Below are 24,106 nucleotides of genomic sequence, written 5' to 3' on the forward strand. Positions count from 1 at the left end.
GATGTCTTCTTTAAATGTTACCTTTCCTTTAGCCATTCTTTTACCCTCCTTTATTATGAAATGCTTCTATCAGTAACCCCATATTTCAATCTTCTATACTATTTAATAATCATAATTTTGTATATTAATTATCTATCCTATTGTTTCTTATTCTTTATCCATCTTCCCTAGTATCTTTTAACTCATATACTAGACATCTCAACATTTAAAACTATATTTTAAATGTAAAACCTAACTAATAACTAAAAAACTTATTCTTTCCTATATCTTTAATTATATAGAATCTAACATATCATTATAAATAGGCTACCCTGATTAGATAGCCTATTTATATGGCATTATGACTATTTACCGCACTATTTACAGCATTGTTGTTTTTGTATATTTACTAAATGTCCGCTAAAATTTCCTTTTATAATGCTCTTTTCATATCTTGCTGCTTCTAATAATTTCTCAATATCTACTCCTGTATCATAGCCCATGTCATTAAGCATATATACTAGATCCTCTGTAGCAGTATTGCCTGAGGCTCCAGGTGCAAAGGGACATCCCCCTAAACCTCCAAGGGTTGATTGTACCTTAGTTATTCCCGATTCTATTGCCGCTAAGGTGTTTACCATGCCCATATTTCTTGTATCATGGATATGAACTTGGAATTCTATTTCAGGGAATTCCTTCTTCAATGCTCCAACAATTTCTCTTACTTGCTTTGGATTAGCAATACCAATGGTGTCAGCTAACGTCATCTCTTTAACACCAATATCCACAAGTTGTCTAATAAATTCTACTACTATTTCTGTAGAAAATTTACCTTCAAAAGGACATCCAAAAGTTGTTGCAACATCTACACAAATATCTAAATCCTTATAAGCATCCATGATCTTTTTCAATTCCTCAAATGATTCTTCATGGGTTCTGTTTATATTTGCCTTATTGTGACTTTTACTTAAGGATACAACATATGAAATCTTTTTTATTCCAAGTTCATAGGCTACTCTAGCACCATAAAGATTTGGAACCAATGGGAAAAAATCAAAATCTGGATATTTTTCTAATAATATTTTAGTTATCTCACTTGCATCTCTTAGTTGTGGGATAGCCTTTGGACTAACAAAAGATGTATGTTGAATATGCTTGATGCCTGCTCCAATTAAATCCTCTATTACTTTCAGTTTCTCTTCTACAGGTATATAATCTTCTAAATTCTGAAACCCATCTCTTGGTCCTACTTCAACTATCTCTACCTTTTTACCCACGTCTATCCCTCCTTTATTTTACATAACACCTTTTTCAATATACTCATCAATTTTTTCTTTGCTTATCCCAACAAATCCACCATATACATCATAATTATGCTGTCCAAGTGTTGGAGCTGGAGTTTTAATCTCAGCTTTCTTGTCACTTAATTTAATATGATTTCCAGTTAAAGTTGTTTCTCCTGCTACTGGATGTTTAACATCAACAAACATTTCTCTTGCCACTGCAATATGAGGGTCCTTTACCAGTCTATCTATTGTATTTATTGGGCATGATGGAACTCCTTTTTCTAGTAGACTTTCTACTATTTCATCAATCTCATATTGAGTAGTCCAATTTTCTATAATTTCTTTTAAAACCACATGGTTTTGTACTCTTAGTGCATTTGTTTTAAATCTTTCATCTGTTAATAATTCTGGTTGATTCATAGCCTCTACTAATAACTCATATAACTTATCGTTACCACAGCCAATTATTACATCTCCATCCTTTGCTTTAAAGGAATCATAAGGATATGCAGATTCATATCTATTACCTATTCTTCCTGGTATTCTACCTGTAGCAAGGTAAATTTGTGTAATAATTTCTAATGAAGATACAACGGAGTCAACTAATGAAACATCAACCTTTTGACCTTCTCCTGTTTTTACCTTATTGATCACTGCAGCTAATACACCTATTGTAACTCCTAACCCACCTAGAACATCTCCCATGGCAGTACCAGTTCTTGTAGGTCCTCCTTCTGGCCAACCTGTGGTACTCATTAGTCCACCCATAGCTTGTCCAATGATGTCATATCCTGCCCTTTTACTATATGGTCCATAATGCCCAAAGCCTGATACACAACCATAAACGATACCTGGATTTATTTCTTTTAATGTTTCATATCCTAAGCCTAATTTCTCCATTGTTCCTGGACGATAGTTTTCAAGAACAACGTCTGCTTTTTTAACCATTTCCTTAAATATCTCTTTTCCTTCAGGAGCTTTTAAATTTAATGTAACTCCATATTTATTTCTATTAAGATTCATATAGTAAGCACTTTCCCCATTTACAAATGGACCAAATGCTCTACTATCGTCACCTTTCTTTGGTTGCTCTATTTTATATACTGTAGCACCCATATCAGCCAATAACATAGAAGAATATGGTCCTGCTAATACCCTTGTTAAATCTAATACTATTACTCCGTCTAATATTCCTTTACTCATGTCCTCACTCCTAAGTCTATATAAATTTTAATTATTCATTACATTCCCACTCCAAATATTCCAAAGGTTACAAAATACATCAATAATGGGAATACGATCAATCCAATTATCTTTAATCCAAAACCAGCCTTCATTAAGTCTGATACTTCAAATGCACCTGTACTATATGCTATTGCATTCGGAGGTGTTCCTGGAGGTAACATAAATGCGAAGTTTGATGCAATCATACAAGTTAACATCAGTTGAAGCGGATCCATTCCAATTCCTTGAGCAATACCTGCTAATACTGGTAGGAAAGATGCAACAACAACTGCATTTGTAGTAACTTCTGTTAATACTGCCGTAACTACACCTACTGCAATAATTATAACTATCTGTGGCATACTGCTTAGTACTCCTAAGTTTCCGGCTACCCATTGTGCAACTCCTGCATCAGTAAAAGCATTACCCATAACCATAGAACCACCTAATAACAACATAGTTCCCCATGGTGCATTTCCTAATGCTTCCTTACCATCTAATACATAAATTCCTTCTTTATAATCTACTGGAATTACTACTGTTGCTATTGCAATTGCCATAGCTATAGTTTCATCTGTTGCAAATGGAACATAATCCTTCCAGAATGCACGAGTCACCCATAATAATACGGATACAATAAATATAATAGTTGTATATATTTCACCTTTGTTCATAGGTCCTAATGCTTCATATTCTTTCTTAACAACATTAACATCTATATCATCTAATTTATCAACTTTATAAAATTTAACTAGGTAAATCCACATAAGTGGAAGCATTACTGCTGTAAATGGCAAACCTATTTTTAACCATTCTAAAAAGTTAATTTCTATTCCTAAGGTTTGATGAATAATACCAATACCTGTTGGATTTGTTGTTGTACCTATTACAGTTGCCAAACCACCCATTGTTGCTGCAAATGGTATACAAAGAACTAATGCTTTTTTAAACCCACCAGATATTTGCTTATCCATAGTTGAAATAATTGAAATCGCTACAGGAAGCATCATAGCTGTTGCAGTTGTATTGGACATCCACATAGATATAAAAGCTGTAGCTAATATAAATCCTAAAACTATTCTCTTTGGTTTGCTGCCAACTTTCATAACAATTCCAAGAGCCATTCTTCTATGCAATCCCCATCTTTCCATTGCTGTAGCAAGAAATCCTACACCTAATACTAAATATACAGTTGGATATGCATAGTGAGTAAATAGTTTAATCTCATTTTGACCCTTAGCACCAGTTATCCCTAGTATTGGGTATAAAAGTATTGGTAATAAGGCTGTCATAGGAATTGGAATAGCTTCTGTCATCCAGAAAATAATCATTAACACTGATACAGCTAAAACTCTTTGTCCCAATGGAGTTAATCCAGCAGGTGTAGGTATTACAAGTAATAATAGACATGCGATTATGCCTGCAATTAATCCAATTTTTCTTGCTTTAAATTTTCCCATTTTTTCCCTCCGATTATTAATACTATTTTCTATAAATGCGCATTTATAATTTTAAAATTACGATTATATATCATTGCAATTGCCATGCCAAATTTATATACTTTTATATCTTTTTATTTTAAAAGAATATAATCATTGAAATTTCAATAGACTTTGAGATTATTATTTTGTTCTTTAAACTATAATATTTCCTTGTAATAATATTTACAAATCTAAATATCATTCTTTTTGTTTTCTTATGTTTCTTTATGTTTCACTTTATCTCTTTTTGTCTTTTTTTGTCGTTTTTTATGTTTCATAGGATTTTTATGAAAAACAAATTAAAATATAATTTCTAATGTTACATTCAAGAAAAACTCAATTACATAATAAAATATAAAAGAAACCAATGTAGTATTTATTCGCATTGGTTTCTCTACTATTAAAATCCATATTAACTTATATCTTTATTCTAAAGACCCTATTATTTATAGTTTATTTTATATAACTTCATTTTCCTCCATAATGTAGTTCTACTAATACCTAAATCATCTGCCGCTTTTTGCATTGACAAATTATTATCCTTAAGAGCTTTTATAATCCTATTAATCTCCCACTGCTCCAAATTAACTTCCTCATCATTAACATTATAGTTATCTATTTCATTAATATTATCATGACTACTATTATACATTCCTTTATTTCTTAAAAGCTCATCTATTAACTCTTCAGTATCTTTATTATTTCCTTGATAATGTAAAAGTACTGAAATACGCTCAACAAAATTTTGTAACTCCCTAATATTCCCATGCCATTTATAATCTTGCACTTTATCCATTATTATATTAAAACGTTCTAAATACTTTTTACTGTTGCTTCCTAAATATTTATCAAAGAAAAATCTACTTAATAATTTTATATCATCATCTCTTTCTCTAAGTGGAGGTATGTGCAAATTAAGCACACATATCCTATAATATAAATCCTCTCTAAAGCTTTTAGATAAAATTTCAGCTTTTAAATCCCTATTAGTTGCAGCAACAACTCTCACATCTACTGGAGTCTTTACTCCAGATCCAACTTTTCTAATTTCCTTTTCCTGCAGAACCCTTAAAAGTTGTGCTTGTATTTCAGTAGGTATTTCACCTATTTCATCTAAAAATATTGTTCCCTTATGTGCTAGTTCAAATAATCCAATTTTACCTCCCTTAGATGCGCCAGTAAAGGCTCCTTCTTCATATCCAAATAATTCTGATTCTAAAAGACTCTTGGATAATGCAGCACAGTTTATAGCAACAAAGGGTCCATCTTTTCTCTTACTAATATTGTGTATACTTTGTGCAAATAGTTCTTTTCCTGTACCCGTTTCTCCTTGAATTAAAATAGTAGAGTCAGATAAACCAAAACTCCTTGCTATTTCAATAGTATTTTTTAATGCTTCAGATTTTCCCTTTATATCTCTAAAATTATACTTAGCAACTAAACCCTTCTTATATAATGTCCTCCTAATTTTATTTTCATTTTCTTGAATTATCTTTATATCTTGAAAAGTAGCAACTACTCCTTTAATCTGATTTTCAACAATAATAGGTACTCTATTTGTAGATACTAATGTACCATTTATATCCATTAACTGATTTAATTGTTTTTCCTTTAATTTTCGAGGATAAAGCATCTCAGAATTACTAATTATTTCTTTTATATTCTTTCCTATGGCATATCCTGAAGCTACTTTAACTATATCCTCTGCGACAGGGTTTATTACATCAATAGTTCCAGTTTCATCAACAGCTATTATTGCATCATGGGTAAAGTTAAGAACAGCTTTATATCTTTCAAGCTGAAGTTTTAACTCATTTTGTTTATTTAATTCTTCTTTTTTAACTAGTAGAAGCTGCCTTGCATTTTCTATTGCATTTACTATTGAAACCTCTGAGTTTTCAATAGTTATATGATTTAGATTATATATATCAGAATATTTTTGACTCATTACGCCTCCAATACCTAATACAGCACCATCTTTAATTGCTTGTTTTACTATTTTTTCGCAGTCCTTATCACTTTTGAAATTATAAAATTTTGCTTTCATATCAAGCATACTGCACACACTTTTAACATCATCTGTCATTTTATCATAGGAAAAGAAAGCTATTAAACCATTATATTGTTTTGCAACTTTAATGGATTCCACATAGTCAGATAAAATAGTATTAATAACTACTACAGAAACATCAAGTTTTGCATTTCTAATTGCAATTGCTGTTCCCTTCCTAGTAATAATTATCTTAGTTCCCTCTTCAACTATCTTTCTAGCAATTCTCAATGCATCACTTATGGCATCTACTTCAACCATTGATGTAAATACATTAATTTTCTCATTTCTTTCATCAATAATCTTCTTAGTCTTTTTAGTCAACTCAATTGTAGGAGCAATTAATGCAATCTCTGTTGCTAACCCATTACCATGATTAGGGTCATAATAATCTAACAATTTATAACATCCTTCCAATTTTTAATATTTATTATAATAATACAGTTTTAGGATATAAATTTCAATAAAGAAAACATATGACAAAAATACACGAACATATTAACATGTCGTGTATTTTATCAATATTCAACCTTCCTATTAAAACATCCTCTTAACATTTTTTGTATGCAGATATTTATCCACTGCAAATATTATAGCTAGTGACACTACTCCCAAAAGTATGTCCATAGTATTAGTACTGCTAATTAACATTTTTCTTGCAATTGCATATAATATTACCTCAAGAACATTTCCCGCAGAATGAGTAATTAGCATAAGTGCCAATTCTAAGCCCACTACTAACAATAGTATATGAGCTAATAGTCCTTGTAATATTTCATATGAACTAGCTGCCTCTGTCATAAAAACAGTATAAATAAGAACAATAATATCTTTTACGCTTAAAAGCACTGTAATCATAATAAAAGCTGCCAATAAAATTTCTATTACCAAAATAAAATGTTTCATTAGTTTTTCTATCTTTTTTAGTGATTCACCGTATTCACTCTGCACTTAACTCACTCCTTATATTTTTATTTTATTATATCCTATCTCGATAAAATTTTCACTAAAAAAATAATGCAATAGGAGAATTATTTCCAATTGCATTATTTTTATTAGATTAAATTAAAATGAACATGGGCTATATCCACAGTCTTGACATTCTGAACAACCGCCGCTATGCATCATAGTACCGCCACAAATCGGACAAATTTCTGGATTTTCTTTTACTTGTTCGGCTGCTAACTTGTTTAACTCATTTTTCAATTCATCTATTTTATCCTGTCTACTTTGTTTTGGCTTATCTGTAATAAGTATTCCAGATCTTGCGCAACCATCACGATAAATAGTAACCCCTTTTAATCCTCTTTCCCAAGCATATAAATAAAGTTCTTCGACTTCTTCAACTGTAAATTCATTAGGTACATTTACTGTAGATGAAATACTAGCATCAATATATTGCTGCCATGCTGATTGAACATCGATTCTATCTTTATAATTTAAGTTTGAAGTGGTTATAAAGAAATCAGGCAATTCCTCTTCTATAGTTATATTATTTCTATCCATATACTCCTTAACGATAGGTGTAAATACTTTATAGTAAGTGTCCATATTATGAAGGGATTCTGATTTTCTTGTATATGCTACTTGAAATATTGGTTCTACACCATTACTACATCCTATTAAAGTTGAAATGCTTCCTGTAGGCGGTATAGTTAATAATTGGCTATTTCTAAGTCCATACTCCTTGATTAATTCCAGCACCTCTTCTGTAGCATTTGCTAAAAGGAAAGGAGAGTTAAGTACTGCTTCTCTTTTATATCTTGGGAATGGCCCCTCTTCCTTAGCCATCAAAGCTGACTGTCTCAAAGCTTCATTAATCATGGTATGCCCTACTTTATGAATTAGATCAATAGACTCTTGACTTCCATATTTTATTCCCATTTTAATAAACATATCTGCTAATCCCATGATTCCAAGTCCAATTTGTCTAAGTTCTCTTGACATTCTTCTCTGCTCTTCTAATGGATGTAACTCCATATTTTCATCTAATATTTCATTTAAATAAATAACACCGTCTCTTACCATTTGTCCAAATTTTTCATATTCAAAATATGCATACTTTGTAAATGGATTCTTTACAAATTCAGATAAATTAATAGATGATAAATTACAGCTGCCAAATGGTGGAAGTGTCTCTTCTGCACATGGATTAACACCAGCAAATTCAAAATCCTTATCTTCACTCATTAAATGCCAAGAGTTAATTTTATCTGTAAATAATATTCCTGGTTCAGCCATATTCCAATTATTCTTTGCTAATTTTTCAAATAATTCCATGGCGTTTACTTTCTTGCTAATTTCTTCTCCTGTGGATTCAACTTTAAAATATAGATTATATTCTTCATCGTCTTTAACTGCATTCATAAACTTATCATCTATATTAACAGATATATTTGCATAATTAACCTTAGACAAATCATTCTTCACATCAATAAAATCCTCTATATCAGGATGATTACAATCCATATTAAGCATTAATGCGCCACGTCTGCCTCGCATACCAATAAGCCCTGTAACCATAGAAAATAAATCCATAAATGAAACAGCACCAGTTGTAGTATTTGCAGCATTATTTACCCTAGATCCCTTTGGTCTTAATTTAGAAATAGCTAAACCTACACCACCACCATAGGAATAAGTCCTTGCTAAGTATTTTGCAGTATCAAATATTGATTCTATATTGTCTTCAACTTTAGGCATTACATAACAATTTGATAAAGTAATTTTTCTACCAAACTTATTTAATCCCCTGCCAGCTAAAATACGCCCTGCTGGCATAAATTTCTTATCCTTTATTGCCTTTTTTATAACATCATTCTCACCACTAACTCTAGTTAAAAATCCATCAAAAGATTCATTTTCAAAACGATATTTCTTTTCATAAATATCTCTTTGAAGGTCTGACATAGCCCAACCTTGCTCTCTTAGTTTTGCCCTTTCTTCTCTATATATAATATAAACTTTAGCTACATCTGGGCGTGATTTCATAAGTTCTATTTCTACAAAGTCTTGTATTTTTTCTATATTTACTATTTCCAGTTTACTAAAATCTATAAATGCTTTATTGGCAATTTCTTTAGCTAAATTCTCATCAATCCCTAATTCCGTCTCCCCCATTGCCTTTTTAATTGCATTTACAATCTTCTCCTCTTCAAATGCAACTATATTACCATTTCGTTTCTCAACATTTAACATAATGTTCCCCCTTTATAATAAATAACAAGCAATAGTGAATAGTTAAATGATAAAGACAATAAGTCTTACACCTATTCAACTATTCACTATTAAGAATTTATTGTTTATGAATTATTAAATATCAACTATATATAGTATTATATGTCTTTTCCTATACTACATATATCCAATTTATCAAATATTAATCCAAAAATCAAAAATATTAAATTATCTTAATATAGCATTTGAATTAAAGGAGTTAATATACCTAAGAATCCTCCTAAAAGAGCACCTAACCAAGTAATAGCTTTTAATTCTTTATTGGCAATTTCTAGAATCAATTCTTCAGCGAAATCTACATCATAACTATTAATCTTATCTTCTACAATCCTTGAGATATTAAATAATTCAATAATTGGAGGTAGTTCATTTATTAAAAATTTATTGAAGATATTTCTAATTATATTGTAAATATTTCCAAACATATTCTCATCTATTTTTTCAGCCATAGAATATATAGGCTTATTTAAAAAGTTATCTATCATATTTTTGACAATATTTGATATAGTACTATCTAATTCTGCTGAGTTTAATATAGTATCTATATTAGTATTTAAGTAATTTATTATTTTTTCTCTATTCCCTGTTTCACTATCTCTTAATTTTCTCATGACAAATTCCAATAAAGCATTTTGATTATTTTCATTAGATATATATTCAGTTAATATATCTCCTATTTTTGAAACTCCTTTTTCCCCAATATTATCTGCTACATTTGGTATGATTGCTGAAATTCTAGATTGTAATAACTTATTTATAGAAGACTTAATAATCATAACAATGTTTTTATTGGCTTCTTCGCTATTAATATATTTTTCTATCACATGAAATGCTTTATCAGAAATTATATCTGGACTAATAAAAGCAATAATTAATTTGCTCATATTTTGAGAAACAAGTTGTGAAATAGAATTTTTAAGTTTTTGCTGTATAACGGGATCTTTAAAAATTTCTTTTATACTATTTCCAATTTTATCTTGATTTTCATCAATATATTGATCTATTTGAGTCAATATATCATCTGGAATTATTTCAGCTAATTTTCTATCATCTTGAGCAAAATCTTCTAACTTTGATCTCATCAAATTTATTAATCCATTTGTCAGGTCTTTAGAACTTGAGATTTCACATAATAAATCTCGTAACCTTTCATCTATTACTTTATAGATATTTTCAGCATCCATCTTATTTATTTTATCTGCAATGGACTTAAATATTAGGGACTTAAACTGTTCCCCTCTTATTTGAGAAATAATTATATTATTTATCTTTTTTTCAAATCTATATATGAACTTATTATATTTATCATCTAGCAGTTTTAATAAAAACTCTTTTATTGATTGTTTATTATCTTTTAAATTATTTGCTCTATTTTCTAGCCATGATTTAATATTTTCATCTGTCTCTTTATTAGACAATGCTTCAACTATTGTTTCAGGAGACAATAGATATCCTCCTACTGTTTCACCTATACTTCTAGCTATTCGATCTCTTTCTTTAGGTATAAGTCCAGGAGTAAATGGTATTTTTATTCCCATTATTCTTTTTTCATAATGGGGTCTAAACAACATCTTTATAGCAAGCCAGTTTGTAAAATATCCTATGATTGCTCCAACAATAATGGGTATTAGAATCTTCATTTTTTCTCCTTTCAAAGCAATAGGGGCGGTTCCTTCAAAAAACCGCCCCCTTCCTATTACATAAGTTTACATATATTATTTGTGAACTCAACAGGGTCTTCTATAGGTAACCCCTCTATTAATAATGCTTGATTATATAATACATTAGTATAAAGCTTTAATTTGTCCTTATCATTTTCAAAGGCAGTCTTTAATGTATCAAATACTTGATGATGTATGTTAATCTCTAATATCTTATTTGCTTTTATACCATGATTATCTGGCATTTGACTTAGGATTTTTTCCATTTCTATAGAAAGTTCTCCTTCACTAGATAAACAAACCGGATGATTTTTTAATCTCTTAGATGGTTTAACATCCTTTACCTTATCTGATAATGCTTCCTTCATAAATGAGAAAATATCTTTATTTTCTTCTATTTCCTTTTCATTATCTTTTTCATTTTCATCAGTTTCTATACCTAAATCTCCTGAGGATACTGACTTAAATTCCTTTTCTTTGTATTTCATCAACATCTTAATTGCAAATTCATCTATATCATCTACTAAATATAAAATTTCATAGCCTTTATCCTTTATTAATTCAGTTTGTGGCAATTTATCAATCCTATCAACAGATTCACCAGTTGCATAGTAAATGTATTTTTGTTCCTCAGGCATTCTACTTACATATTCTTCTAAAGTAACCATTTTCTTTTCCATTGAAGAATAGAAAATAAGTAAGTCTTCTAATGTTTCTCTATGCATTCCAAAATCATTATATATTCCAAACTTTAATTGTTTTCCGAAACCTTCAAAGAACTTTTCATATTTTTCTCTTTCATTCTTTAGAAGCAAACTTAATTCATCCTTAATCTTATCTTCAATTTTCTTTGCAATTAGTTTTAATTGTCTATCATGTTGTAATATTTCTCTAGATATATTAAGAGAAAGATCCTCTGAGTCTACAATTCCTTTTACAAAGCTGAAATGATCTGGAAGCAAATCAGCACATTTATTCATAATAAGTACTCCATTGGAATATAATTCCAAACCTTTTTCATATTCTTTTGTATAGAAATCATAAGGAATCTGACTTGGTATAAATAGTAAAGCATTATATCTTACAACACCATCTACAGATAAATGAATTGATTTTACTGGCTCATCATAACCAAAATGTTTCTCTGCATAAAAGTTTTTATAATCTTCCTCTGTTAATTCATTTTTATTCTTTCTCCAAATTGGGACCATACTATTTATTGTTTCTTCTTCTTTATAATCTTCATACTCATCTTCGGAGCCTTCTTTTAATTTGTTTTTTGTAACATCCATTTTTATTGGATATCTAATAAAATCAGAATACTTTTTAATAATTCCTCTTATTCTATATTCTTCTAAGAACTCATCATAATTCTCATCTTCTGTATTCTCTTTGATTTTCAATATTATATCTGTTCCAACAGTATCCTTATTTGTAGGCTCTATGCTATATCCCTCTGCCCCTTCAGATTCCCATTTATATCCTTCATCTGCTCCAAAGGTCCTACTTATAACTGTTACTTTATCTGCTACCATAAATGCAGAATAAAATCCAACACCAAACTGACCAATTATATCAAATCCATCTTTTAACTCATTTTCATTTTTAAATGCAAAGGAACCACTATTTGCAATTACACCAAGATTCTCTTCTAACTCTTCCTTTGACATTCCAATTCCTGTATCTGATACAGTTAGTGTTCTATTATCTTTATCTGCAACTATTTTGATATAATAATCATCCTTATTAAAGCTAATATTTTCATCAGTTAAAGCTTTATAATAGATTTTATCAATAGCATCAGATGAATTAGAGATCAATTCTCTTAAAAATATCTCTTTATGCGTGTAGATTGAATTTACCATTAAATCAAGCAATCGCTTGGATTCCGCCCTAAATTCCTTTTTCTCCATAGATATCTTCCCTTTCCTTTTTACTATTGTAAATATTATTAGCACTCTAAACGTTAGAGTGCTAATAATATTTATATATCATATTTATTTTTTTATGTCAAGACAAGAATCCTTCAAAATATTACTTTATTTCTTATATTAGCTATCTAGATATTATAGTAAGATGCTTTAAGTACCGTTTTTTATAGTTCATTATCATATAAAATAATTCTATTTCTTCCTTAATATAATCTTATATTAAATCTTTCTATCGATGTTAAACTTTTCGTGTCCACACTTATATACTAACACCAATATCTAAAAGTAGTCTAAGTAAATACTACTTATTTAAATATTAATTTAAACTCATCTAGTCCAGTTTTTTCATTCATATTTGTTTCGCCTTTATATTCATTTATCCCTTCTACAGTTAAATAAACCACCACATGATTATCTTCATTAACATCTAAATATTCTCGTATCTCAACATTATTTATATAATCCATATTCTTTAAAGCTAGTATTTGCTCCTTACTTTTTCCAGTTAATACGGTATTTTCAAAATCAATATATAACTTTACTGGTTCTTTATCTATTAAATCCCTTGATTATCCAACTTTCTACCAATATTTATTGTTGGATGTAAATTTCCTCCTGCTAAAATTGTTCCTTCTACTTCTATAAAATCAAATTTGATTTCTTTATTATTTGTACATACAGAGTTAAGTCCTATAATATTTATTCCGTTTCCTAATGTTACTTTAGAATACATATCAATCTTTGTATATTCATTTTCTCTTCTATATTCACCGGTTTTTATATCATAGACCATATCATAAGGATACTGTCTATAACCATTTATAATATTTACTCCATTGTAAATAAATCTTATACTCATGTTTTCAATATCCGCATAAACTTCATCAATGTAATCAGTATATTCTAGTTTTTCTATTGGTTTTATAGTATTCCCATCTAAATCAATTATGCTATAATATAAGTTCGTCATAGGATCTCTTGGATAATTGTAATAAGACCCTAGATAATATTCGTCATTAATCTTTTGTATCTCAACTACACCTATTCCTTCCTTTGCATCTATCCTTTCATCTACTCCACCATTTAATTGAGAATCTAATAATTTTAATGCATTGCCATAATCTCCTAGAATAGTTAGCTCTTCTTTTTGTATATTTTCTGCGATTTCTGATTTTGAAACATCACTTACAATATTTTTCGTACAGCCTGTTAGAGATACTAATACAAGTGCAAATGATAAAATAAAAATCAATTTCTTCATAGCATACCCTCCTACTGTAATAGAATATTTTATTATTAAATATCATTATATTTCATTATGGCATTAAACAGGTTACATTTATATTACAAATAATGGTAATAATGTAGATAGGATATAAAAAGTCCCACCTTTTAAAAGGCAGGACTTAAAGAAATTATATCAATTATTATATTTCACTCTCATTCACAACACTCTATCCCCATCTTCTTCTCTAATCTTCCTTGAACTTTTTCAAGCAACAGCACCACAATCCAATATAAAATAACTAAGGCAGTATATGCTTCAAAATACTGATATGTTATACCTGCATCTATCTTTGCAACTGCTGTTATATCTACAATTCCTATAGTAAAAGCTAGAGATGAACCTTTTATAGTATCAATAAGATTATTAACCAATGGAGGAATAGCCACAGGGATAGCTTGTGGTATTACAATGTTTTTCATTACTTGCAGTCTTCTTAATCCAATTGATTCTGCAGCCTCAATTTGTCCCTTATCAACTGATAATAAAGCTCCACGTAAAATTTCACTTGCATATGCAGCTGTATTTAAAGACAATGTAACTATAAACGCTTGTATCCTATCCATATTCATCAAAATTGGTAATAATCTGGGAATTCCAAAATATATCAAAAATAGTTGTCCAATAAATGGCGTTCCTCGAAAAAAAGAAACAAAAACCTTGCACAATTTGTCAATAACTGGTATCTTGAAATATAAAACTAAGGTAATTGTTAAAGATAATATTAATGCAAGTATAAATGGAACCAATGTGATATATAGTGTGATTGGGAGAGCTGGAATCATATCTTTGAAAACATGCCATACAAAACTAAGGTCCAACTCATTACCCCCTTATATCTATTTATCTGACCTCTCTGTTAAGTCAACTTTAAACCATTTTTCAGAAATCTTACCTAATGTTCCATCAGCTCTCATTTCTTCTAAGGTTTTATTAGTTAATTCTTTAATTTCATCGCCTCTTTCAGTTTTAGCAAATGGATATGCTCCTTCACTATAAAGTCCAACACCTGTTAAAATCTTAATCTTATCTTCTCCAATTCTATCTACAGCATCAACTCCAATACTTCTGCTTTGGATACTTGCATCTACTTTACCCATAATAACATCATTAGTTCCAGTATCATCAAAATTTATACGTTCAAGTTTAATGCCTTCTTTTTCCTCAATATAATCAGCAATATCTGCGTCAGAAGAACCTGCAACTATTGCTACTGACCATCCATCTAAATCTTTTAATGATGAAATTGTTTTATCAGGCGCAGACAATAAGATTTGCTCATCATATAAATAATTATCACTAAAATTATATAATTCTTTTCTCTTCTCATTTGGTTCAATAACATTAGCTACTGTATCTACTCTACCATCATCTAGTAAACCAAATAAACTTGAAAATGGCATTTGTTCAAATTCAACAGTATAACCTGTTCTCTTAGCTATTTCATTCCAAACATCAATCTCAAAACCTTCTAGCTCACCTTTGTCATTTAAAACAGTAAATCCAGGTGTAGAACCATCAGTTCCTACTTTAATTGCCTTATTATCTTCTGAACCTTTTTCTTCAACCTCTTTCTCATTATTTACAACCTTATTACCACAACCAACAAAAGTTACCATAACTACTATTGCTAATAGTAGTAGACTTATCTTCCTTTTCATAAAATAACCTCCTATTAATCTTCTAATAAACTTAAAAATTCACATATTCGTTTATGTTTAGGGTATTCAAAGATTTGCTTTGGACTTCCTTCCTCCAATATCACTCCTCCCTCCATAAACAATACTCGATCTGAAACTTCCTTTGCAAACTTCATCTCATGTGTGACAATAATCATTGTTTGTTTACTAACTGCCAAATCTCTTATGACTGTTAATACATACTTAATTAATTGTGGATCTAAAGAGGAAGTAGGTTCATCAAACAGCATAATATCTGGCTCAATTGCCATGGCACGAGCTATGCCGATTCTCTGCTGCTGACCTCCAGACAATTGATGAGGATATGAATCTCTTTTATCATAAAGACCAACTATATTTATATATTCTTCAGCAATTTTTTCAGCCTCAGAACGAGTCATCCTTCTTACATAAATTAAATGTTCCATAATATTTTCAAGAGCTGTTTTGTTTTTAAAAAGATTATAATTTTGAAATACCATGGAACTATGGGATCTTAAACTATATATTTCTTCTTTTGTTAAATTATTTAAATTATAGACTTCTTCCCCAAATTTCACAGTTCCTTTATCCGGAACTTCCAAATGATTTAAACATCTCAAAAATGTTGATTTTCCAGTACCTGATGGTCCAATTACAGAGATAACTTCCCCAGGTTTTATATCTACTGAAATCCCTTTCAATACCTCTAGATCACCATATTTTTTCCAAATATCAGTTATTTCTACCAATAAAAGCCACCTTCTAACCTTTCTAATCAAAATAATACATATTATATTCTTTGTATTATTTAAAATTACCTATAATGATTTAACAGCCTGTTCTATTCTTTTCAAGCTTTCTTCTAAAATAGAACGAGGGCAAGCTATATTAAATCTTTGAAATTGTTCTCCTTCTTCTCCAAATATTTCTCCATCATCTAAAGCTAATTTACATTTATTAATGAAGAAATCTCTAAGTTCTTTAGGATTCATATATAATCTTGAACAATCTATCCAGACTAAATATGTTCCTTCAGGTTTAATCACTTTTAATTGAGGGATTTTCTTTTCTATATAATTCATTAAAAAATTCAAATTCTCTTTTAAATAGTTTAGTAGAGAATCTAACCAGTCTTCAGATTCATTATAAGCTGCTTTCATAGCCTCTGCTCCAAATACTGTAGGACCTGGAATAGAACTATTTTCTAACTCATTACTAAATGCATTTCTCAATCTATCATTAGGTATAATTATATTTGATACTTGTAATCCAGCTATATTAAAGGTTTTACTAGGAGATGTACAAATTATACAATTTTCACTTATTTCAGGAGAAGTTTTTGCCATTACTGTATGATTATAATCTTTATAAATTAAATCAAAATGTATATCATCAGAAACTATTATAATATGATTTTTAATACAGATTTCTCCTAACCTTATTAACTCATCTTTTGTCCACACCCTTCCAATAGGATTATGAGGGTTACATAAAAATAATAGCTTAGTTCTTGAACTTATTTTTCTTTCTAAATCCTCATAATCCATAACATATGTATCACCTGTATAGATTAAAGGATTTTTTATTATTTGGCATCCATTATTTTTGATACTCTTATAAAAAGGATAATATACTGGACTTTGAACTATTACTTCATCACCTGGATTAGTAAATGCCTTTATAGCATGGGTAAGGGCTGTTACAACACCAGGAGTAAACTTAATCCATTCCCTTCTTATATCCCAATCATGTCTTCTTTTCATCCAGCTTATAACGGAATCATAATATGAATCAGAAATAAAATTATATCCAAATACATTATCTTTTGCTTTTTCCTCTAATGCTTTTCCTATAGTAGAAGGTAATCTAAAATCCATATCAGCCACCCATAATGGTAATAAATCTTTGCTACCATATAGCTCTTCTAACATATCCCATTTTTCACAATCAGTACCGTGTCTTTCTATAATTTCATCAAATTTATGCATTCTATATTTTCCACCTCCTTATATAGTAAAAGTTTGATAATCTAATTTACCAAACATCAGATACTACCTTCTTAAATAAGAGATAAAATGTTTTCGACAATATTCGTCATTTTTCTACCTTCTTTTCACTCGAGTAGTTTAGCACTTAGCTATTTACATGTCAAATAGAGATTATCTATTAATAAATTTTTCAAATAGCATTTATATATACATTCTAAATTCCTTTTATTGACATTCTTCCTTCCATATAATATAGTACTAGATAGTTTTAGAATATAATTTTGAATTATCTGTAAAAGAACAAATAAATATAAATGAAGATTTAAATTATAAACTATAATATATAAGGAGGTTTCTATGAATAATTTTGAACGCAATCTTGAGAAATATGCTGAACTTGCTGTAAAGGTTGGTATTAATCTAAAGGAAAAAGAAGGTTTAATAGTAACGGGTAATACTGATACTCTTCCACTTGCAAGATTAATAATGAAGAAAGCATATGAAATAGGCGCAAAGCATGTGGAATTTCAACTAAACGACGATGCAATGAATTTAATAAGATTTAAACATGGCAAAGACTATGTCTTCGAAAACTTTCCAGACTGGAAAGTAAATTCCCTTGAAGCTATGTATAAGAATAACTATCATCATATCTTTATTCTAGCATCTGACCCAGAACTATTAAAGGATATTGATGGAGAAATAGTTGCTAAAAGTCAGAAATCTGCTTCACAAGCAATGGCTCCTGTAATGAAATATAGAATGACTGGGATTACTAAATGGAATATAATTGCCATGCCATCAGCTTCATGGGCTAAATCCGTATTTCCTGATTTAGATGAGAAAGATGCTATAGAAAAACTTTGGGAAAACATATTTGCTGCAACTAGAGTTGACCAAGAAGACCCAATTAAAGCATGGGAAATACATGATAAAAATCTAAAAAAATATAGGAATTTCCTAAATGAGAAGCAATTTGAAAAATTAGTATATAAAGGTCCTGGAACTGATTTAGAAGTATACTTAGCAGATGGACACTACTGGATGGGCGGAGCAAAGACAAGTCAAGGCGGTCACTCTTATGTTGCTAACATACCTACTGAAGAAGTATTTACTACACCTCACCGTTTAAAAGTTAATGGTAGTTTAAAAGCCACAAAACCACTTAGTTTAAATGGTAAAATCATAGATAATTTTGGCTTTGAGTTTAAAGATGGTAAAGTAGTAGATTTCTATGCAGAAAAGGGATATGATGTCTTAGAAAAACTTATGGAAAACGATGAAGGCGCTAAATATTTAGGTGAGGTTGCTTTAGTACAAGATGATTCTCCTATATCAAATACAGGAATATTATTTAATGAAACTTTATTTGATGAAAATGCTTCCTGTCATTTTGCCTTAGGACGTGCCTATGCTTATGCCATGAGAGATGGCTCCAATATGACTCAAGAAGAATTAACAGATAAAGGTGCCAACTTTAGTTTAATCCATGTGGATTTTATGGTAGGTGGACCAGAATTAAATATTACTGCATATGAAAAGAATGGTAACGAAGTTGAATTATTTAGAAATGGAAATTGGGTATTTTAATAAATAAAATAAATTCTCATTTTAGAAAAGGACTAAGTTATAATCCAAACCTAAAATGAGAATTTTTATTTAATATTTAGTTATTAAATACCTTCCCATATGTTCTATTACTTCAATTTTCCCATATATTTTGGTGAAGACTTCTGTAATAAATTTACTATCTACATCGGCAGTATAAAAATCAGCCAATTTTTTCTTATCATTCAAAATTATAATTTTATCACAATAATTAAGCGCCATATTAGGATCATGTAATGTAATCAGTCCTGACTTATTCTCACATTTTATTACTTGTTTTATCTTAGATAAAACCATATGTCTATTATTAAAATCAAGAGCACTGTCTGGCTCATCAAATAACATGATTTCTGAATTCTGCATTAAATTTCTAGTTATAATAATAAGTTGTTTTTGCCCCTCACTTAATTGAAGAAAATTTTCCTCTGCAAATTTCTCCATTCCCACCTTTTCCAACATATTATAAGCTATTTTCCTATGTTCTTTCGTAGGTGATTCAAATACTCCAAGATATGGAGTTATACCCATTAATACAACATCCAATACTTTTGTATCATAAACTATACTATGACGTTGAGGCATAAAGCTAATATGTTTTGCCCTTTTTTTCTCACTAAATTCATAAATATCCGTACCATGTATTAAACATTTTCCACTTTTAGGTTTTAATAATCCACAAATTACTTTCAAAAGTGTTGTCTTTCCTGTTCCATTTAATCCTAGAAGTGCTGTGAATTCATTTCTCTTAATAGTAAGATTAATATCATCAACTATTAGTTCTTTATCATAGCTTGCCTTTATATTTTCTACTTTCATTAAATCCATTATAGTCCTCCTATTTCAAGCGAGTCATTAAATACGCCAGGTATGGTGCTCCAATAAAGGTAGTCAATATACTTATTGGAATCTCACTGCCTGCTAGGCTCCTTGCAAGACAGTCTGCTGCAATTAAAATTATACTACCAATAAATCCACTTAAAATAGTCGTGTGAAAATCATTTTTCTTTGTAATCATTCTTCCTATATGGGGAGCTATTAATCCTATAAAATATATTATACCAGTGATACAAACAATACTAGCAACCACTAAAGTCGCAGCCACTATTACACCAAAACGTATTAATTCTACAGAGATACCTAAACTTTTCCCCTCATCATCGCTTAAAGATAATATATTAATCTGCCATCTTAGTAAAATAAGTACTGTTATACCTATTAGAAAAAATGGCAATATGGATATTACCTTTTCCTTTGTAACCCCTGCAAAACTTCCCATTGACCAAAATTCTATTGCTGCTAACTGACGTTCTGGATCTGCAAAAAATTTTAACATCATTATTAGACCTTGAGTTATAGAACCAATTACAATTCCTGAAAGTACAAATGTTAAAATTCCTTTATCCTTTGATAACTTAGTGAGACCTATTGCTATAAATACTGTTACTACAGCACCTAGAAAGGCAGATACAGCTACTGCAAATGTTCCACCTGCAATAAAAATAATAGCTATAGCTGCTCCTAGATTTGCCCCAGATGCTACTCCTATAATATCTGGTGTTGCAAGTGGATTTTTGAAAATAGTTTGATATACACTGCCAGATATACTAAGTCCTATTCCTGCTATGGTAACCATAATGGTTCTAGGAAGTCGAAGAGAAAAAAACACCATTTTTACAGTAGGTTCAACTTCACCACCAAAGATAATTTTAAAGATATCTCTCGGATGAATAGGATATCTACCTACTCCTATTGATATTAGAAAAGCAGCCCCCAATAATATGGAGGCTATTAAATATTGCATAAACTCTTTGTTATGTTTTTTTACCAATATCTTATTATTAACATTCATTATTTTGTAATATCTTCCTTATTTATTTCTATATCATAAAACTCTTTATAAAAATCAGCAGCATCTTGTTTAAACTTATCATAAGAATAATCTTCTTCATATAATATACTTGTCAGCCACATTGTACCTAAAATACTTGATGGTATAGGTGCATCCCATGCTTCAAATGCATTTGGCATTACATAAACTTGACGGTTTTTCATTGCAGATATTGCAGATAGTTTATCGTTATTTATTATGTCCTCTTTTGTATAATCAGCACTAGGCACTATAATAATTATATCTGGATTATAGGCTAATAATTGCTCATATGAAATCGTAGCCCAATACGTATCCTCTATATCAGAAGCAACATTCATACCGCCTGCTGTTTCTATCATATAGTTTTGATACATTTTCTTTGGTGCAGTAGAAAGAAAATCACTATTTCCTCCTAGATAAACCTTATTATGCTCTTTATTCTCAGTTATTTTACTAATTTCTAAAATCTTCTCATCATAATATGATATTAATTTTTCAGCTCTATCTTCTGTTCCTGTAGCTTTACCAATCATTGTTAAAGTTTCTTTCAATAGACCCATATCTTCTGGGTTTACTGCTATTACTTTTATTCCTAATCCTTCAAGGCTTTCCACTGCTTCTTTTAATTTAATAGGTAAAATTACAAGATCTGGTTCAAGAGCAATACAGCCTTCTAGATCAAACTCTTTTGCAGTACCTACATTTGGAAGCTCTAAGAATTCAGGTGCTGCTAATGCATAAATATTCCTAGACTTTGCCTTTGCTTCTATGCCTACTACATTATCTTCTAGCCCCAAAGCAATCATCATAGAAGTAGTTATATAATATCCACTTACTATTTTCTCTGCCTTCTTCTCAAGTGTTACTTCTCTTCCCAGATGGTCTGTAATGTTAATACTTCCACTTTCTCCTACTTCTTTTTCTGTTTCCCCTTGAATTGCTCCCGATACTTGTCCTTCTTCAGGCTTAAGCTCGTCCTTTGGTTTACAGCCCACCATGGATATAGTCATTACAATGGCTAATAAAACTAAAATTCCTCTTTTCCAAAAACTCATTTTTATTTTCCACACCCCTTCTTAATCAATCAATGTACTATTCTAGCTGTATACATCTGTCCAATACAACATAATGTAGATATATCATATATAATTTTTCATGTCAATATTTTAACCATCCTTTTAAAATTATCTATAATTATTCTTTTACTATAGATTAACTTAATTTAGAAAGGTGCTTTTATAAATGATATAATCTATTTGAATATAAAATTAGGAGGCATTTTATGGGCAAAATAATTTATATAAATCTCACAAATCGACAGATTGTTGAAAAAGAAAATAACTTTTCTGATTATGGCAGAGGTCTTATTGCAACAATTATAGATAAAGAAGTCCCCCCTGATACAGATAGACTAGATGATAAAAATGCAGTAGTATTAGTTCCAGGACTATTTTCAGGAACTCTTGCACCTAGTACAGGAAGATTATTAATAGGTACTAAAAAATCAAAAGATGAAGGTATTCAAATTTCAAATTTAGCAGGAACTATATCTCAAAAATTATCATCATTTAATATAGATGCCATTGTTATATTAGGAAGAAATACTGAAAACATACCTTTAACCACAGTAATCGAAGAAAATAATATTACTTTAAATACTATAGACAGTATTAAAGGAATGGATATCTCCCCTACCATAGATATAATACATAAACTTTATGGAAAACATTGCGGAATCATTGGCATAGGACCTGCTGGAGAGAACTTATTACCAATATCAACTTTATTTAGTACATATCCAGAAGGTAATCCTTCGTTCTATTGTGCGAGAAATAGTATCGGTGATATATTTGGACACAAGGGCATAAAGGCCTTAGTAGTTAATAGTAAATCACATTTTAATGCTAATGTATGGGATAAAGAAAATATGAAACAAGCTTCAAAAGCTTTATCAAGAATCATAATAGAGCATCCTATCTGTGGTAAGGCTTTACCGGGACTTGGTTCTATTACTTTAATGAAAATGTTAAAACAAGGCAAGAATATTGATATAAGTCAAGTGGATTTTAAGAGACACAATAAAGATATAGAATTTAAAATAAATAGAACATGCTCTCCTCTTTGTGTAGTAGGATGCTTAAATAGGCATGCTAAAGCAGAAGAAGACTATTACTCTGCTCCTACTGAAAGTGAAGCTCTTGCAGCATTAAATGAATCATTCGGTATAAATAATAAACATTATGCAAAGGACTTTACAAAAAGATGTTTTGAATTAGGAATAGATTGTATCGAATTTATATTCAGCTGTAATATTTATTTTAGTCTTCAAGGAATAAAAGGCAATATAGAAGAAATGGATAAGGCTTTAGAAGAAGTTAGAAATATGACATTGACTGGTAGAGTGCTGGGCAGTAAAACTACGGGTATATATAATTTATTTAGAGAAAAAGAAGAATATAAAACTATGGTAACAAAACCTTCTATAACAGAAGAAGATAACTTTAATATAAATATTCAATCAAAATCTGTTAATATACCAGGATTATCGGATTTAGATTATCTTTATGCCTATATAATTGCTCTAGAAAACCTTGGATTTTGTCTATTTGCTTCCTTTGCTTTTATAGATAACGATGAGGCTTTATCATTATTATCAAATATGTACTTATATAAAACAGGAGTAAAAACAAGTGAAAAAGAGATTTTACAGTATGCAATTCAGACAATAAAAAATGAAAAAGAATATGAAAGGAAAGTCAAATTAAATAATGTATCTAAGACCATACCTGAATTTGTAAAAGTACTATATAGATATTTCCATAAGAATTAAAACTTTTTATAAAAA

19 protein-coding genes are annotated in these 24,106 nt (G+C 29.8%); 2 read left to right on the forward strand and 17 right to left on the reverse strand.

Features of this window, described 5'->3' with window-relative positions:
• Positions 1–356: 356 nt before the first annotated feature.
• The 14 genes from ABWP20_RS09025 to ABWP20_RS09090 form a co-directional block, all read right to left on the reverse strand.
• Positions 357–1,256 (reverse strand): hydroxymethylglutaryl-CoA lyase, encoded by a 900-nt coding sequence (locus tag ABWP20_RS09025; protein ID WP_353095468.1) that lies wholly within the window; start codon positions 1,254–1,256, stop codon positions 357–359.
• Positions 1,257–1,274: 18 nt separating this feature from the next.
• Complete coding sequence (locus ABWP20_RS09030) at positions 1,275–2,468, reverse strand: CaiB/BaiF CoA transferase family protein (protein ID WP_353095469.1); 1,194 nt, start codon at positions 2,466–2,468, stop codon at positions 1,275–1,277.
• 38 nt (positions 2,469–2,506) lie between these two features.
• Positions 2,507–3,949, reverse strand: coding sequence for an SLC13 family permease (locus ABWP20_RS09035; RefSeq protein WP_353095470.1), 1,443 nt, complete (start codon positions 3,947–3,949; stop codon positions 2,507–2,509).
• A 463-nt stretch (positions 3,950–4,412) separates the two neighbouring features.
• Positions 4,413–6,419 (reverse strand): sigma 54-interacting transcriptional regulator, encoded by a 2,007-nt coding sequence (locus ABWP20_RS09040; RefSeq protein ID WP_353095471.1) that lies wholly within the window; start codon positions 6,417–6,419, stop codon positions 4,413–4,415.
• A 138-nt stretch (positions 6,420–6,557) separates the two neighbouring features.
• On the reverse strand, positions 6,558–6,971 hold the full coding sequence (locus ABWP20_RS09045) for a hypothetical protein (RefSeq protein ID WP_353095472.1): 414 nt from the start codon (positions 6,969–6,971) through the stop codon (positions 6,558–6,560).
• Between the two features lie 114 nt (positions 6,972–7,085).
• Complete coding sequence (locus ABWP20_RS09050) at positions 7,086–9,218, reverse strand: adenosylcobalamin-dependent ribonucleoside-diphosphate reductase (protein ID WP_353095473.1); 2,133 nt, start codon at positions 9,216–9,218, stop codon at positions 7,086–7,088.
• A 212-nt stretch (positions 9,219–9,430) separates the two neighbouring features.
• Positions 9,431–10,897, reverse strand: a complete 1,467-nt coding sequence (locus ABWP20_RS09055) for a DUF445 family protein (RefSeq protein ID WP_353095474.1) — start codon at positions 10,895–10,897, stop codon at positions 9,431–9,433.
• 56 nt (positions 10,898–10,953) lie between these two features.
• Positions 10,954–12,831, reverse strand: a complete 1,878-nt coding sequence (gene htpG / locus ABWP20_RS09060; protein ID WP_353095475.1) for a molecular chaperone HtpG — start codon at positions 12,829–12,831, stop codon at positions 10,954–10,956.
• A 323-nt stretch (positions 12,832–13,154) separates the two neighbouring features.
• Entirely contained in the window at positions 13,155–13,316 is a 162-nt protein-coding gene (locus tag ABWP20_RS09065) for a hypothetical protein (protein ID WP_353095476.1), read from the reverse strand.
• Positions 13,317–13,405: 89 nt separating this feature from the next.
• On the reverse strand, positions 13,406–14,110 hold the full coding sequence (locus ABWP20_RS09070; RefSeq protein WP_353095477.1) for a hypothetical protein: 705 nt from the start codon (positions 14,108–14,110) through the stop codon (positions 13,406–13,408).
• A gap of 179 nt (positions 14,111–14,289) precedes the next feature.
• Positions 14,290–14,955, reverse strand: coding sequence for an amino acid ABC transporter permease (locus ABWP20_RS09075; RefSeq protein ID WP_353095478.1), 666 nt, complete (start codon positions 14,953–14,955; stop codon positions 14,290–14,292).
• A gap of 18 nt (positions 14,956–14,973) precedes the next feature.
• The gene (locus ABWP20_RS09080) at positions 14,974–15,795 is read right to left on the reverse strand and encodes a transporter substrate-binding domain-containing protein (protein WP_353095479.1); all 822 of its coding nucleotides are present in this window, start codon (positions 15,793–15,795) and stop codon (positions 14,974–14,976) included.
• 14 nt (positions 15,796–15,809) lie between these two features.
• Positions 15,810–16,544: an amino acid ABC transporter ATP-binding protein gene (locus ABWP20_RS09085; RefSeq protein WP_353095480.1), complete on the reverse strand. Its 735-nt coding sequence runs from the start codon at positions 16,542–16,544 to the stop codon at positions 15,810–15,812.
• A 69-nt stretch (positions 16,545–16,613) separates the two neighbouring features.
• Positions 16,614–17,783: a MalY/PatB family protein gene (locus ABWP20_RS09090; protein ID WP_353095481.1), complete on the reverse strand. Its 1,170-nt coding sequence runs from the start codon at positions 17,781–17,783 to the stop codon at positions 16,614–16,616.
• Positions 17,784–18,140: 357 nt separating this feature from the next.
• Here ABWP20_RS09090 and ABWP20_RS09095 point away from each other — a divergent pair, with 357 nt between their 5' ends.
• Complete coding sequence (locus ABWP20_RS09095; RefSeq protein ID WP_353095482.1) at positions 18,141–19,373, forward strand: aminopeptidase; 1,233 nt, start codon at positions 18,141–18,143, stop codon at positions 19,371–19,373.
• 69 nt (positions 19,374–19,442) lie between these two features.
• Here ABWP20_RS09095 and ABWP20_RS09100 read toward each other — a convergent pair whose 3' ends face one another.
• The 3 genes from ABWP20_RS09100 to ABWP20_RS09110 are packed head-to-tail and all read right to left on the reverse strand — an operon-like array spanning position 19,443 to position 22,316.
• Positions 19,443–20,216 (reverse strand): ABC transporter ATP-binding protein, encoded by a 774-nt coding sequence (locus ABWP20_RS09100; protein WP_353095483.1) that lies wholly within the window; start codon positions 20,214–20,216, stop codon positions 19,443–19,445.
• A 10-nt stretch (positions 20,217–20,226) separates the two neighbouring features.
• Positions 20,227–21,240 carry a FecCD family ABC transporter permease gene (locus ABWP20_RS09105; protein WP_353095484.1) on the reverse strand — a complete coding sequence of 338 codons (1,014 nt, stop codon included), beginning with the start codon at positions 21,238–21,240 and terminating at the stop codon, positions 20,227–20,229.
• Positions 21,240–22,316 carry an ABC transporter substrate-binding protein gene (locus ABWP20_RS09110; RefSeq protein ID WP_353095485.1) on the reverse strand — a complete coding sequence of 359 codons (1,077 nt, stop codon included), beginning with the start codon at positions 22,314–22,316 and terminating at the stop codon, positions 21,240–21,242. Before ABWP20_RS09110 ends, ABWP20_RS09105 begins: the two co-directional genes overlap by 1 nt.
• A 227-nt stretch (positions 22,317–22,543) precedes the next feature.
• Between ABWP20_RS09110 and ABWP20_RS09115 the strand changes: the two genes are divergently transcribed.
• Complete coding sequence (locus ABWP20_RS09115) at positions 22,544–24,091, forward strand: aldehyde ferredoxin oxidoreductase N-terminal domain-containing protein (protein WP_353095486.1); 1,548 nt, start codon at positions 22,544–22,546, stop codon at positions 24,089–24,091.
• Positions 24,092–24,106: the final 15 nt, after the last annotated feature.

Origin of the sequence: Tissierella praeacuta (assembly GCF_040396155.1) — a bacterium.
Lineage (GTDB): Bacteria > Bacillota > Clostridia > Tissierellales > Tissierellaceae > Tissierella > Tissierella praeacuta_A.